The sequence below is a fragment of the Ruegeria profundi genome (assembly GCF_049800715.1).
In the GTDB taxonomy this organism is placed as follows: domain Bacteria; phylum Pseudomonadota; class Alphaproteobacteria; order Rhodobacterales; family Rhodobacteraceae; genus Ruegeria; species Ruegeria profundi_A.
In genome coordinates this window covers 127,072-139,936 of sequence record NZ_JBNAFO010000006.1, presented here as the reverse complement: position 1 = coordinate 139,936, position 12,865 = coordinate 127,072, and the positions used below count along the sequence as shown (strand labels likewise).

The following is a 12,865-nucleotide window of genomic DNA, read 5'->3' as shown; positions in this document are numbered from 1 at the left end:
TTACTTTCCTTCGAGGCTCAGCGCTTCGTTCACGAGCGCTTCTTGTTGAGCTTTGTGTTGGCTGGCCAGACCCGTCGCAGGCGAGGCCGAGGTTGCGCGGCCGACATAGAGCGGCCGTGTATGTTTGGCGCCGATACGGGTCAGCACCCATTCGATATTTGGCTCGATGAAGGTCCAGGCACCTTGGTTTTTAGGCTCTTCCTGACACCAGACGATCTCAGCCCCTTTGAAGCGCTCAAGCTCGTTGATCAACGAGTGCGCCGGGAACGGGTAATACTGCTCGATCCGCATCAGGTAGACGTCGTCGATACCACGGGCGTCGCGTTCCTCCAGCAGGTCGTAATAGACCTTGCCGGAACACAGAACCACGCGCTTGATTTTGTCGTCCGCTGCTAGCTTGGTGTCTGAGTTGCCTTGCTGCGCATCATCCCAAAGCACCCGGTGGAAGCTGGAGCCCGTGGTGAAATCCTCGGCCGTACTGACTGCCAGCTTGTGGCGCAGCAGCGACTTCGGGGTCACCAGGATAAGCGGTTTACGGAAGGTGCGGTGCAGCTGGCGGCGCAGGATGTGGAAGTAGTTCGCCGGTGTCGTACAGTTCGCCACGATCCAGTTGTCCTGACCACACATCTGCAGGAATCGCTCCAAACGCGCCGAGCTGTGTTCGGGGCCTTGCCCCTCGAACCCGTGCGGCAGCAGCGTCACCAGACCAGACATGCGCAACCATTTGCTTTCGCCCGAGCTGATGAACTGGTCGAACATGATCTGAGCCCCGTTGGCGAAGTCGCCAAACTGCGCCTCCCAAAGGACCAGAGCGTTGGGTTCGGCCAGCGAGTAGCCGTACTCAAAACCCAGAACCGCATATTCGGACAGCATCGAGTCAATCACTTCGTAATGCGACTGACCTGCGCGGATGTTGTTCAGCGGATAAAACCGCTCTTCCGTATCCTGATGGACAAAGCCCGAGTGACGTTGACTGAACGTCCCGCGCGTCGCGTCCTGACCGGACAGTCGAACCGGAAAGCCCTCAGTCAGCAACGAGCCAAAGGCCAGCGCTTCACCTGTGGCCCAGTCAAAGCCCTTGCCACTGTCGAACATCTGTTTCTTGTGGTCCAGCAGACGCGCAACGGTTTTGTGTACCGCAATATCCGCAGGGGCGTGGGTCAGTGCGTTGCCGATCTCGGCCAGAGTCGCCGGGGCGATGGCGGTTTCGCCGCGCACATAGTCCTCTTTGTTCTTGTCCAGATGCGACCAGCGCCCATCCAGCCAGTCGGCCTTGTTGGGTTTGTAGTCTTTGCCGGCCTCGAACTCATCATTCAGATGGGCCTGGAAGGCGGCCTTCATATCCTCGATCTCGCCTTCGGGGATCAGGCCGTCTTTGACCAGACGTTCGGTGTAGAGCGACAGAGTGGTCTTATGCGTCTTGATCTTCTTGTACATGATCGGGTTGGTGAACATGGGCTCATCGCCCTCGTTGTGACCAAAGCGGCGGTAGCAGAAGATGTCGATGACCACGTCCTTGTGGAACTTCTGGCGGAACTCGGTCGCGACCTTAGCCGCGTGCACTACCGCCTCGGGGTCGTCGCCGTTCACGTGGAATATTGGCGCTTCGACCATCAGCGCGATATCGGTCGGGTACGGGCTGGAGCGCGAGAAGTGCGGCGCAGTCGTAAAGCCGATCTGATTGTTCACGACGATATGCATGGTGCCGCCGGTCTTGTGCCCCTTGAGGCCGGACAGGCCAAAACCTTCGGCGACCACACCCTGACCGGCAAAGGCCGCGTCACCGTGCAGCAGGATGCCCATAACCTTGGTGCGGTCGGTGTCGTTCAACTGATCCTGCTTGGCGCGGACCTTGCCCAGAACCACCGGGTTCACCGCTTCTAGGTGCGAGGGGTTGGCAGTAAGTGATAGGTGGACGCTGTTGCCGTCAAACTCGCGGTCGCTGGAGGCACCGAGATGATATTTCACGTCGCCAGAGCCATCCACATCTTCAGGCTTAAAGCTGCCGCCCTGGAACTCATTGAAAATCGCGCGGTAGGGTTTGCCCATCACGTTGGCCAGGATGTTCAAACGGCCTCTGTGCGGCATGCCGATGACAATGTCGCTGACGCCCAGTGCACCACCGCGTTTGATAATCTGCTCCATCGCCGGGATCAGGCTTTCGCCACCATCCAGACCGAACCGCTTGGTGCCCATGTATTTGACATGCAGGAATTTCTCGAAACCCTCGGCCTCGACCATCTTGTTCAGGATCGCCTTACGGCCTTCCTTGGTAAAGGCGATTTCTTTACCGTAACCCTCGATCCGCTCCTTCAGCCAGGCGGCTTGTTCCGGGTCTGAGATATGCATGTATTGCAGCGCGAAGGTGCCGCAATAGGTCCGCTTCACGATCTCGACGATCTGCCGCATCGAAGCCATCTGCAGGCCCAAAACATTGTCGATAAAGATCGGCCGGTCCATGTCGGCCTCGGTAAAGCCATAGGTCTTCGGATCGAGTTCCGGATGTGTGCTGGCCGCGCGCATCCCCAGCGGGTCCAGATCGGCGGCCAGGTGGCCCCGGATCCGGTAAGCACGGATCAGCATCAGCGCCCGCAAGCTGTCTAGCACGGCGCGCTTGATCTGGTCATCGCTGACCTCTACGCCCTTGTCTGCCGCTTTTTCTTTGATCTTCTTACCCGCCGCCTTGGCATCGATCTCGACCCACTCACCGGTCAGCGCCCCAGTCAGATCATCCGCAGGCATCGGCGGCCAATCGGGCCGCGCCCAGGATGGCCCCTCGGCCTCACGCTGAACGTCCGGAGAAGCGTCGCCCATCGCCTTAAAGAACTCGGCCCAAGCGGCGTCCACCGCCCCGGGGTTCTTGGTGTATTGGGCATAGAGCTGCTCCAGATACTCGGCATTGTGGCCTTGCATAAAGCTTGAGGCATGGAACGCGGAATTGGGCGTGTGTTCGGTCATTGGGCTACCTCATATGGGTTGGGACCGTATTGGTTGGTGCCTGGTTGAGACGGGCGGGTCAGCCACCACAGAACCAGGAGGGGCGACACAAACAAAACAAGCAGTGTCGGAATGACGATCAGCAGAGTGGCACGTGTGAACAGAATGTCCAGATTGCCGCCATGCTGGAAACTCGAGGCAAGGCCGATGCCGAAAATCAGAACCGCAAAGGCCCCGAGGATCAGCAGGATCGGCAATAGAGCGTAAAGCCCACTGCGCCCGGAATCGTGCATCCGCCGCCATGCGACGGCCAGATGCGGGAAGAACACAATCAGGCTGACGATGCTTTGCACCGGTTGACGGGACGTGGCGGTTACGGATTTCACGCCATCCCCCTCGGTCACGGAGACCTGAGTGAAGAACTGCGCATCAATGATCCCGGCGATGATGCTCCAGATCACGATGAACAGGAAAAAGAACCAGTATTCGGGCCGTGAGGCGCGACCCGAGAAGGTGAAGAACTTGGAAAAACAAGTGCGGATCGCGTCAGAGAAGGTCATGGCAGTCAATTCACCCCCTTGCGTCGTCACATGAAAAAGAAACGATCAGCGCACGCTCCCTTCCGCGATTGGCTGAGAAAACGGCCCTTTTGCTGCCTATCAATTCGCAAACATAACCAACGCGCCGCACTATTTCATCCTTGGTGGATACGTTGTTTGCGCGAAAGCGGAATTGGTATTTTTTGCTCCCCGATAACTCGAGGTCAAAAAAACCTTTTTCCTTGGCGACTTGGTGTATGCCGCAAGCCTCGTCCTGAATAAACTGTCCCTCACTGGACCAGCCAATACGAACTTCACATTCCTTTGCTTTGGCTTGCCCAGCGGCAGAAGATGCGAATATCGCAGTCGCGAACAAAGACCACAGCCAAGCTAAAGATGAGAAGGATGGACGCAACGCGCCCACCCTTTTTTCGGGCGCCGCCCTTAGAGCGTATGCCCGGCAGTTGATCATTTACCCAATCGCTTCCAGCACTGCCTCACCCAGCGTCGCAGGGCTTTCTGCCACAACGATACCGGCCGAGCGCATGGCTTCGATCTTGTCCTCGGCGCCGCCTTTGCCGCCCGCGACAATCGCGCCTGCGTGGCCCATGCGGCGGCCCGGAGGGGCGGTGCGGCCTGCGATGAAACCGGCAACCGGCTTCTTGCGGCCCTTCTTGGCCTCATCCGCCAGGAACTGTGCGGCTTCTTCCTCGGCCGAGCCACCGATCTCACCGATCATGATGATCGAATGGGTCTCGTCATCCGCCAGGAACCATTCCAGCACGTCGATATGCTCGGTGCCTTTGATCGGGTCGCCGCCGATGCCTACGCAGGTGGACTGGCCCAGACCCACATCGGTGGTCTGTTTGACGGCCTCATAAGTCAGGGTGCCCGAGCGCGACACAACGCCGACCGAGCCGCGCTTGTGGATGTGACCGGGCATGATGCCGATCTTGCAGGCGTCAGGTGTGATGACGCCGGGGCAGTTCGGGCCGATCAGGCGCGATTTGCTGCCTTCGAGCGCGCGCTTCACCTTCATCATGTCCAGAACCGGGATGCCTTCGGTGATGCAGACGATCACTTCCATCTCGGCATCAATCGCTTCGAGGATCGAGTCAGCCGCGAAAGGCGGCGGAACATAGATCACCGAGGCATTGGCTTCGGTCACATGCTTGGCCTCGTGGACCGAGTTGAACACGGGCAGGCCCAGATGCTCCATCCCGCCTTTGCCGGGGGTCACGCCGCCGACCATCTTGGTGCCGTAGGCGATGGCCTGTTCAGAGTGGAATGTGCCCTGCGAGCCGGTAAAGCCCTGACAGATCACTTTGGTATTTTCGTCGATGAGGACTGCCATTTGGCGTTCTCCTATTTTAGGCGGGCCAAGGCCTGCCAGAATTCTTCGGAAAAGTGGGGCGAAACCCACTCCACGGAATTGGGCTTAGCCTTTCACGGCTTTCACGATCTTCTCAGCGCCGTCTTTAAGGTTGTCCGCCGCGATCACGTCCAGGCCAGAGGAATTGATGATCTCTTTGCCCTTTTCGACATTCGTGCCTTCCAGACGTACGACCAGCGGAACCTGCAGGCCGACCTCTTTCACCGCGGCAACAACGCCCTCGGCGATGACGTCACAGCGCATGATGCCGCCGAAGATGTTGACCAGAATGCCTTTGACGTTCGGGTCCGAGGTGATGATCTTGAACGCCTCTGTCACTTTCTCTTTGGTCGCACCGCCGCCCACGTCGAGGAAGTTGGCAGGCTCGGCACCGTAGAGTTTGATGATGTCCATAGTCGCCATCGCCAGACCCGCACCGTTTACCATGCAGCCGATCTCACCATCCAGCGCGATGTAGTTCAGGTCGTACTTGGAGGCTTCCAGTTCCTTGGGATCTTCCTCGGTCTCGTCGCGCAGCTCGGCGATGTCGGGGTGGCGGTAAACCGCGTTGCCGTCAAAGCCCAGCTTGGCGTCCAAAACCTTGAGTTCGCCGCTGTCTGAGACGATCAGCGGGTTTATCTCCAGCATCTCCATGTCCTTCTCGACGAAGGCTTTGTAGAGGATGCCCATCAGGCGCACACATTGTTTGACCTGCGCGCCTTCCAGACCCAGCGAGAACGCGATGCGGCGGCCGTGATAGGCCTGATAGCCAGTCACAGGGTCCACCGAGAAAGAGAGGATTTTTTCGGGCGTGGACGCGGCCACTTCTTCGATATCCATGCCGCCTTCGGTCGAGCAGACAAAAGAGATGCGGCTGGTCTGGCGATCCACCAGCAGGGCCAGGTACAATTCACGCTCGATACCGGAACCGGCTTCGATATAGATGCGGTTGACCTGTTTGCCCGCGGGGCCAGTCTGGTGGGTAACAAGAGTGCGACCCAGCATCTTCTTTGCTTCCTCGGCTGCTTCTTCCACCGACTTGGTCAGACGGACACCGCCTTTTTCACCTGCGTCTGCCTCTTTGAAGCTGCCCTTGCCACGTCCACCTGCATGGATCTGGGCCTTAACAACCCAAAGAGGGCCGTCCAGTTCACCGGCTGCGGTTTTGGCTTCCTCGGCGCGCAGAACCGCGCGACCGTCGGAGACCGGAGCGCCATAGCTGCGAAGAAGCGCCTTGGCTTGGTATTCGTGAATGTTCATCGAAATTGTCCCGTTTGACTACGATTAATCCGATATAGAGGTGTCTAGGGCGCATTTATAAAGGCTTTTTTGACCTCGGAGTGGTTTTTAGTGAAGATTTTTTCGATTTGTGATCACAGTATTTTAGGGTGTGATCACAAAACTAAACGGAATGAGTATTGATTCGAATCCACATCGAACGGAGTTTCAAAACCGCTTCAAAATAGGTATTTGCGACGTTTGCCCTAACATTCCAGGCGGCGGATTAGTGACGTAGTGGGCCCGCCGCATAAAAAAACCGGCCCATTCAGGGCCGGTTCTGAAATTGAGTCTTAGAGCGTTTAAGCCAGCGAGCCGTCGATACCCTTGCAAGCCTCAATCAGGCCCTTGACAGCGTTGACCGAGTTTTCAAAGCCTGCTTGTTCGTCTTCGTTCAGCTTGATGTCGACGATACGCTCGATGCCGCCAGCGCCGATGACGGTCGGAACGCCGACATACATTCCGTCAACGCCGAACTCGCCGTTGCAATAGGCCGCGCAAGGCAGAACGCGCTTCTGGTCTTTCAGGTACGCCTCTGCCATTTCGATCGCCGAGGTCGCAGGCGCATAGAAGGCCGAGCCGGTTTTCAGCAGGCCAACGATCTCGGCCCCGCCGTCACGGGTACGCTGAACGATGGCGTCCAGTTTCTCTTGCGTGGTCCAGCCCATCTCGACCAGATCGGGCAGCGGTATGCCGGCGACGGTCGAATAGCGCACTGATGGCACCATGGTGTCGCCATGGCCACCCAGAACAAAGGCGGTGACGTCGCGCATCGAGACGTTGAATTCTTCCGACAGGAAATGCGCGAAACGCGCCGAATCCAGAACGCCCGCCATGCCGCAGACCTTGTTGTGCGGAAGGCCCGAGAATTCGCGCAGAGCCCAGACCATCGCGTCCAGAGGGTTGGTGATGCAGATCACGAATGCGTCAGGCGCGTGGGCTGCGATGCCTTCGCCGACCGACTTCATGACTTTCAAGTTGATGCCCAGCAGGTCATCGCGGCTCATCCCCGGTTTACGGGCGACACCTGCGGTGACGATGCACACGTCTGCGCCTGCGATGTCCGCATAGTCGCTGCTGCCCGACATTGCGGCGTCAAAGCCTTCGGACGGGCCGGACTCGGCGATGTCGAGCGCCTTGCCCTGAGGCAGTCCGTCTGCGATGTCAAACAGGACGACGTCACCGAGTTCTTTGACAGCTGCAAGATGCGCAAGCGTGCCGCCGATGTTCCCTGCGCCGATCAGCGCAATCTTGGGTCTGGCCATTTGGAATATCTCCGGTCGGTATTGAAATCGCGGGTTTGCTAGTCGTTAAATGGCTTTTGCGCAAGGGTCCTGCGGCGCGGCATGCCACCGCATACCGTTTGCCATCCCCAATCCGGTTGCGCTAAACCGCCTGTGAATCAAGCCAATTCCCGGGACGCTGCATGTTTGAATTGAACCTGATGTTTTTTGCAGTCGCGATCCCGGCGGTGATCTTTGCGGGCATCTCGAAGGGTGGGTTCGGCTCGGGCGTTGCCTTTGCATCGTCGTCGATTCTGGCTCTGATCCTGACACCGGGGCAGGCGCTGGCGCTGATGTTGCCAATCCTCATGGTGATCGATGTGGCCACGCTGGGACCCTATTGGAAACGCTGGAGCTGGCCGGATTCGCGCCTGCTGATCCTGGGCGCGGTTCCGGGTGTTCTGCTGGGCACCTGGCTATACCGCGTGACAGATGACGACCTGTTGAGGTTGCTGATCGGAGGGATCTCGGTTGGGTTCGTGATCTGGCACGTCGCGCAAAGCAAGGGCTGGATTCGCGGCTTCACCCGCCGGTTGCCTGCCTCTGCAGGTCTGTTCGCGGGGCTTGTCGCCGGGTTTACCAGCTTTGTCAGCCATGCCGGAGGTCCCCCGGCCGCTGTCTACCTGCTGTCCCAGCGCCTGTCGAAGACCGAGTTTCAGGCCTCGACCGTTTTGGTGTTCTGGGTGATCAACGCAGCGAAATTCGTGCCCTACGCCTATCTCGGCCTTTTCACCTGGCACACGGCGCTGGCGGATCTTCTGCTAACCCCGTTCGCCATTCTGGGGGCGTGGCTGGGCGTCCGGGCGCATTTCATGCTGTCCGAACGCCTGTTCTTTGGCATCGCCTACGTATTGCTGACCCTGACCGGAGGCAAGCTGATCTGGGACGCACTGACTTAGGTGTTTGGCGGCAGGACATCGGCCATCTGCTCATAGGCCTGCCCCGAGGCCACAAGGCAGGTCATTCCGTCCGGCAGGGTCACCGTGATCGTCCAACTGCCGGATTGGTCCGAGGCAAACAGCTCCATCACCGCACCCTGACGCGCAATGCCGATCCCCCGGCGCGTTTCGCCATAGGTTTCGGCAAGGCGTTGCAACACATCGGCCCGAGGGGCGCAGTTGCGGGCCTGCGCCTGAACCTGTTGCGCCGCGAGGACCATGATTCCCAGCCCGATTGTCATCTTAAATACTGTCTTTTTCATCTCTGACCCCATCTGTCACCAGTCGTCCAAAGCCTGCGGTCAAGAGGGCGATATTGCGTTAAAGCAAAGAGCGTTGCGTCATTTATGCTGCGCTGCGGCGATTTTTACCTTGAACTTTCCTGAGAAAAATGCCCCTTTCTGCGCAACATTATTTCAACGGGAGAGGCCAATGCATCCGCGTCAGCGCCCATATCGCTCGGTTTTATACATCCCCGGTTCGCGTGACCGAGCCTTGGACAAGGCCCGCACCTTGCCGGTTGATGCCATCATCTTCGATCTCGAAGACGCGGTGTCTGCCGACGAAAAACCCAATGCGCGCGAGACGCTCAAGGCAGCTCTGGCCGCTGGAGGATACGGCCCCCGGGTCAAGATCGTGCGCATCAACGGGCTGGATACTCCGTGGGGTGCAGATGACGCCAAGGCCGTGCGCGAGATGGACGCCGATGCTGTTCTGTTGCCCAAGGTGAACTCGGCGGCGGATGTGGATGCACTGGCTGCGCTCACCGGGGATTTGCCGATCTGGGCCATGATGGAGACCCCGCGCGGTATGCTGAATGCGGCCGAGATTGCAGCGCATCCGCTGATGGCGGGATTCGTGATGGGGACAAACGATCTGGCCAAGGACCTGCAAACGCGTTTCCGTCCCGACCGATTGCCGCTGATGACCTCGCTTGGCCTATGTCTGCTGGCCGCCAAGGCCGAGGGGCTGATCATCGTTGACGGCGTCTACAACGCCTTCAAGGACACCGAAGGACTGGCCGCCGAATGCGAACAGGGCCGCGATATGGGCTTTGACGGCAAGACGCTGATCCACCCGGCGCAGATCGAGGTCACCAATGCAGCCTTCGCTCCGTCGGATGACGAGATCGACCTCGCACGCCGTCAGATCAGCGCATTTGAGGAAACCGAGGCGCAAGGGCAGGGCGTTGCCGTTGTCGACGGTAAGATCGTTGAAAACCTGCATGTTGTAACTGCCCGCGAAATTCTGGCAAAAGCGGAGGCGATTTCAGCTTTGCAAGCGGGGTAAGCCAGCATGGGCTTTGTTCTTCTGATCCTTGGTGTGGCGCTATGGTGGGCCGCACATCTGTTTAAACGCGTCATGCCTGCGCAACGCGCGGCCATGGGCGATGGCGGCAAAGGGGCTGTGGCGCTCGCGCTGGTGGCCGCGATTCTGCTGATGATCTTCGGCTACCGCATGACCGGGTTCATCTATGTCTGGGCGCCGCCAAGCTTCATGACCCATATCAACAACCTGTTGGTGCTGATCGCGATCTACATGATGAGCCCGGCCCCCAAAAAAGGCCGTCTGCTGCATAAGCTGCGCCATCCGATGCTGGGCGGGTTCAAGCTATGGGCCTTTGCGCATCTGCTGGTGAACGGCGATTTGGCCTCGATCATCTTGTTCGGCGGGCTTTTGGCCTGGGCCGTGGTCGAAGTGATCGTGATCAACAAATCCGAACCCGACTGGACCCCTGGCGAACCCGGCACCTATGGCATGGACGCGATGTTCTTTGTTGCCTCGATCGTGCTGCTGGGTGTGATCGGCTATATCCACGGGCTGGTCGGCCCGTCTCCATTCGGATGATAAGGACCTGTACGAATGGCAAAACTCTATCGCCTCCTGACCGAGGAGGACACCTCGGCCTTCTGTCACAATGTGTCGGACGCCTTGGCAAAAGGGTGGGAGCTCTATGGCGATCCCTCCTACGCCTTCGATCAGGCCAACAACGTCATGCGGTGCGCGCAGGCCGTGACCAAAGAGGTCGACGCGGACTATTCACCTGAGATGAAACTGGGGCAGCAATAATGGCAAAAACCAATCCGGGCCGCTTTTTTGAGGACTATTCCGTCGGGCAGGTGCTGCCGCACGCTGTCCCTCGCACCGTGACGGAGGGAGAGCGTGGCCTCTACCATGCGCTCTATCCTGCGCGCCATGCGCTGTATTCCTCGGATGAGTTCGCGCGGTCCTGTGGTTTGCAGGAAAGCCCGATTGATGATCTGGCGGCCTTCCACGTGGTGTTCGGCAAAACGGTGCCCGATATCTCGCTGAACGCAGTGGCCAATCTGGGATATGCCGAAGGGCGTTGGCTGTTACCGGTTCATGCGGGCGATACGCTGCGGTCGGTGTCCGAGGTGATCGGGGTCAAGCAGAACTCGAACGGCAAGACTGGCGTGGTCTGGGTGCGGACGCGTGGTCTGAACCAGTTGGACGAAGTGGTCATGGAATATGTCCGCTGGGTGATGGTGCGCAAGGCAAACCCGGATGCGCCAGCACCGGAAACACTCGTGCCCAAGTTGAAGAAAGTGCTGGAGCCAAGCGATTTGGTCATCCCCGAGGGGCTTGATTTCTCGAATTACGATTTCACCCTGGCGGGTGAGCCGCATCGTTGGGGGGACTATGAGATCGGTGAAACCATCGACCATGTGGACGGCGTGACAGTGGAAGAGGCCGAGCATATGCTGGCTACGCGCCTGTGGCAGAACACGGCCAAGGTGCATTTTGACCTGACCTTCCGCCCCGAAGGCCGCCTGATTTATGGCGGTCACGTGATCTCGTTGGCGCGGGCTTTGTCGTTCAACGGTCTGGCCAATGCGCAGATGATCGTGGGTCTGAATGGCGGCGCACATGCCAACCCCTGTTTCGCAGGAGACACGATCAAGGCGTGGTCCGAGGTTCTGGACAAGGCCGAAACCGACGTGCCCGGGGTCGGAGCGATCCGCCTGCGCCTGGTGGCGATCAAAGGCGGCGCGCCGTTCGAGCTGCGCGGTGAAGACGGAAAATACACGTCGGACGTGCTGCTGGACCTCGACTATTGGGCCTTGATGCCGATCTAAAGCGTTTCGGGTTTACCTGAATCATCAAGTGACACGAATGTCCCGAGAACGCTGCAAGCGTGGCAGGGTATTCTTGTCACAGGTATAACCCGAAACGCTTTAGATCGGGTTACAGTGATGTGAACACAGCGCCCGCAATCCGTGCTAGGGTGGCGGCATGTTGCTGCGTTTTCTCACCCTTTTCCTGTGCCTTACACGCCCCGCCGTGGCCTGTGATTTGGCGCTAGCCTTGGCGGTGGATGTCTCTGGCTCTGTCGATAGCAGCGAATATCGCATTCAGATGGATGGCCTTGCCGCAGGACTGCGTGACCCCGTGGTGTCCGAGGCCTTGGTACGCGGTCAGGCACAGGTGATGCTGGTGCAATGGACGGGCGAATCCCGCCAGCGGGTGACGATCCCGTGGACGAAAATCGACAGCTTTATCGCTCTGGAGAAGTTCGCTGATCAAGTTGCACAGGACCCAAGGGTCTGGCGAAACTTCTCAACCGCGATCGGAGAAGCTTTAGAGGCCACCCTGCTGCGGTTTGACGAAGTGGCAGAGTGCAGGCGACTGCTGATTGATATCTCGGGAGACGGAGTTTCCAACGAAGGGATTGAGCCGACGCAGATTCATGGCCTTCTGAAAGATCGAGGCGTGACGGTAAACGCAATTGCCATCGAAGAAAGCGAACCGGATCTGACGGCCTACTTCTTTGAGAACGTCATCTTCGGAGAGGGGGCGTTTGTCGTGTCGGCTTCGGGTTTTGCTGATTACCCGGAGCGCATACGAAAAAAGTTGCTGCGCGAGGTGACGCAGCAATCTGCCGGTTTTCGATGATCTGTAGGGATTCGTGATCACAATGCTTCTGCGTTGAAAACGCTAACATAGAATGATCGCATTGTATTTTGTGATCACACTTTTAAAGTGCGTGATCACAATTGGTCAAAATCACCGTTTTTGAGGCAATTTTACCTGTTTTTGCAGGTGCAGCACGTGACAGAAGCGGAAAAACAAGTAAAAAGTCTGGTAGCCAAAGTAAGAGGAGCCGCCATGGCCGATGTCAATCGGGGCAACCGCCCGCTCTCGCCACATATTATGATCTATCGCCCACAGATGACTTCCATGTCGTCCATCATGGTTCGGTTTTCCGGCCTCGGGGTGTTTGCCGTTGCCATTCTGGTCGTCTGGTGGCTGCTGGCAACGTCAACTTCGGAAAGTGCATTTGCGCTGATCGACGGGTTCCTGACCAGCTGGTTCGGCAAGCTGATCCTCATCGTCGCGACCTGGGCACTTTGGTATCACACGCTGGGCCGCCTGCGTCACGTTTTCTGGGACTTCGGCTACTGCCTCGACGTGAATACCTCGGAAAAACTGGGGATGGGCATGTTCATCGGGGCCACAGTCCTGACCATTCTCACCGTGCTTGTGGTTTAAGGAGAC

14 protein-coding genes are annotated in these 12,865 nt (G+C 58.4%); 7 read left to right on the top strand and 7 right to left on the bottom strand.

The window, feature by feature from the left end; translation table 11 throughout:
* The 6 genes from ACP15L_RS11820 to mdh all read right to left on the bottom strand — a co-directional run bounded on the left by ACP15L_RS11820 (position 1) and on the right by mdh (position 7,391).
* Positions 1-2,958 (bottom strand): 2-oxoglutarate dehydrogenase E1 component, encoded by a 2,958-nt coding sequence (locus ACP15L_RS11820; RefSeq protein WP_425084307.1) that lies wholly within the window; start codon positions 2,956-2,958, stop codon positions 1-3.
* Positions 2,955-3,497 carry a DUF805 domain-containing protein gene (locus ACP15L_RS11815; RefSeq protein WP_170378982.1) on the bottom strand — a complete coding sequence of 181 codons (543 nt, stop codon included), beginning with the start codon at positions 3,495-3,497 and terminating at the stop codon, positions 2,955-2,957. The genes ACP15L_RS11820 and ACP15L_RS11815 overlap by 4 nt, the downstream gene beginning before the upstream one ends.
* Positions 3,498-3,507: 10 nt before the next feature.
* Complete coding sequence (locus ACP15L_RS11810; RefSeq protein ID WP_170691506.1) at positions 3,508-3,948, bottom strand: hypothetical protein; 441 nt, start codon at positions 3,946-3,948, stop codon at positions 3,508-3,510.
* Complete coding sequence (sucD, locus tag ACP15L_RS11805; protein ID WP_170378979.1) at positions 3,949-4,830, bottom strand: succinate--CoA ligase subunit alpha; 882 nt, start codon at positions 4,828-4,830, stop codon at positions 3,949-3,951.
* Between the two features lie 84 nt (positions 4,831-4,914).
* Positions 4,915-6,108: an ADP-forming succinate--CoA ligase subunit beta gene (sucC, locus tag ACP15L_RS11800; RefSeq protein WP_170469002.1), complete on the bottom strand. Its 1,194-nt coding sequence runs from the start codon at positions 6,106-6,108 to the stop codon at positions 4,915-4,917.
* 320 nt (positions 6,109-6,428) lie between these two features.
* Positions 6,429-7,391, bottom strand: coding sequence for a malate dehydrogenase (gene mdh, locus ACP15L_RS11795; RefSeq protein WP_170378975.1), 963 nt, complete (start codon positions 7,389-7,391; stop codon positions 6,429-6,431).
* A gap of 161 nt (positions 7,392-7,552) precedes the next feature.
* Between mdh and ACP15L_RS11790 the strand changes: the two genes are divergently transcribed.
* Complete coding sequence (locus ACP15L_RS11790) at positions 7,553-8,308, top strand: sulfite exporter TauE/SafE family protein (RefSeq protein WP_170378973.1); 756 nt, start codon at positions 7,553-7,555, stop codon at positions 8,306-8,308.
* Here the strand turns inward: ACP15L_RS11790 and ACP15L_RS11785 are convergent.
* Positions 8,305-8,610 carry a hypothetical protein gene (locus ACP15L_RS11785; RefSeq protein WP_425084306.1) on the bottom strand — a complete coding sequence of 102 codons (306 nt, stop codon included), beginning with the start codon at positions 8,608-8,610 and terminating at the stop codon, positions 8,305-8,307. The two genes, ACP15L_RS11790 and ACP15L_RS11785, sit on opposite strands and share 4 nt — an antisense overlap.
* Positions 8,611-8,779: 169 nt before the next feature.
* On the opposite strand from ACP15L_RS11785, the gene ACP15L_RS11780 reads away from it, so the two are divergent.
* The 6 genes from ACP15L_RS11780 to sdhC all read left to right on the top strand — a co-directional run bounded on the left by ACP15L_RS11780 (position 8,780) and on the right by sdhC (position 12,859).
* Positions 8,780-9,637 (top strand): HpcH/HpaI aldolase/citrate lyase family protein, encoded by an 858-nt coding sequence (locus ACP15L_RS11780; RefSeq protein WP_425084305.1) that lies wholly within the window; start codon positions 8,780-8,782, stop codon positions 9,635-9,637.
* Between the two features lie 6 nt (positions 9,638-9,643).
* On the top strand, positions 9,644-10,195 hold the full coding sequence (locus tag ACP15L_RS11775; protein ID WP_425084304.1) for an NnrU family protein: 552 nt from the start codon (positions 9,644-9,646) through the stop codon (positions 10,193-10,195).
* A 15-nt stretch (positions 10,196-10,210) separates the two neighbouring features.
* On the top strand, positions 10,211-10,417 hold the full coding sequence (locus ACP15L_RS11770; RefSeq protein ID WP_425084303.1) for a DUF1737 domain-containing protein: 207 nt from the start codon (positions 10,211-10,213) through the stop codon (positions 10,415-10,417).
* Complete coding sequence (locus ACP15L_RS11765) at positions 10,417-11,445, top strand: MaoC family dehydratase (protein WP_425084302.1); 1,029 nt, start codon at positions 10,417-10,419, stop codon at positions 11,443-11,445. Before ACP15L_RS11770 ends, ACP15L_RS11765 begins: the two co-directional genes overlap by 1 nt.
* Before the next feature lie 157 nt (positions 11,446-11,602).
* Complete coding sequence (locus ACP15L_RS11760; RefSeq protein WP_425084301.1) at positions 11,603-12,262, top strand: DUF1194 domain-containing protein; 660 nt, start codon at positions 11,603-11,605, stop codon at positions 12,260-12,262.
* A gap of 213 nt (positions 12,263-12,475) precedes the next feature.
* Complete coding sequence (gene sdhC / locus ACP15L_RS11755; RefSeq protein WP_425084300.1) at positions 12,476-12,859, top strand: succinate dehydrogenase, cytochrome b556 subunit; 384 nt, start codon at positions 12,476-12,478, stop codon at positions 12,857-12,859.
* Positions 12,860-12,865: the final 6 nt, after the last annotated feature.

Bases quoted from the DNA above. Each gene is read 5' to 3' on its own strand.
- ACP15L_RS11820 (WP_425084307.1), bottom strand. From the start codon at position 2,958: ATGACCGAACACACGCCCAATTCCGCGTTCCATGCCTCAAGCTTTATG.
- ACP15L_RS11815 (WP_170378982.1), bottom strand. From the start codon at position 3,497: ATGACCTTCTCTGACGCGATCCGCACTTGTTTTTCCAAGTTCTTCACC.
- ACP15L_RS11810 (WP_170691506.1), bottom strand. From the start codon at position 3,948: ATGATCAACTGCCGGGCATACGCTCTAAGGGCGGCGCCCGAAAAAAGG.
- sucD (WP_170378979.1), bottom strand. From the start codon at position 4,830: ATGGCAGTCCTCATCGACGAAAATACCAAAGTGATCTGTCAGGGCTTT.
- sucC (WP_170469002.1), bottom strand. From the start codon at position 6,108: ATGAACATTCACGAATACCAAGCCAAGGCGCTTCTTCGCAGCTATGGC.
- mdh (WP_170378975.1), bottom strand. From the start codon at position 7,391: ATGGCCAGACCCAAGATTGCGCTGATCGGCGCAGGGAACATCGGCGGC.
- ACP15L_RS11790 (WP_170378973.1), top strand. From the start codon at position 7,553: ATGTTTGAATTGAACCTGATGTTTTTTGCAGTCGCGATCCCGGCGGTG.
- ACP15L_RS11785 (WP_425084306.1), bottom strand. From the start codon at position 8,610: ATGAAAAAGACAGTATTTAAGATGACAATCGGGCTGGGAATCATGGTC.
- ACP15L_RS11780 (WP_425084305.1), top strand. From the start codon at position 8,780: ATGCATCCGCGTCAGCGCCCATATCGCTCGGTTTTATACATCCCCGGT.
- ACP15L_RS11775 (WP_425084304.1), top strand. From the start codon at position 9,644: ATGGGCTTTGTTCTTCTGATCCTTGGTGTGGCGCTATGGTGGGCCGCA.
- ACP15L_RS11770 (WP_425084303.1), top strand. From the start codon at position 10,211: ATGGCAAAACTCTATCGCCTCCTGACCGAGGAGGACACCTCGGCCTTC.
- ACP15L_RS11765 (WP_425084302.1), top strand. From the start codon at position 10,417: ATGGCAAAAACCAATCCGGGCCGCTTTTTTGAGGACTATTCCGTCGGG.
- ACP15L_RS11760 (WP_425084301.1), top strand. From the start codon at position 11,603: ATGTTGCTGCGTTTTCTCACCCTTTTCCTGTGCCTTACACGCCCCGCC.
- sdhC (WP_425084300.1), top strand. From the start codon at position 12,476: ATGGCCGATGTCAATCGGGGCAACCGCCCGCTCTCGCCACATATTATG.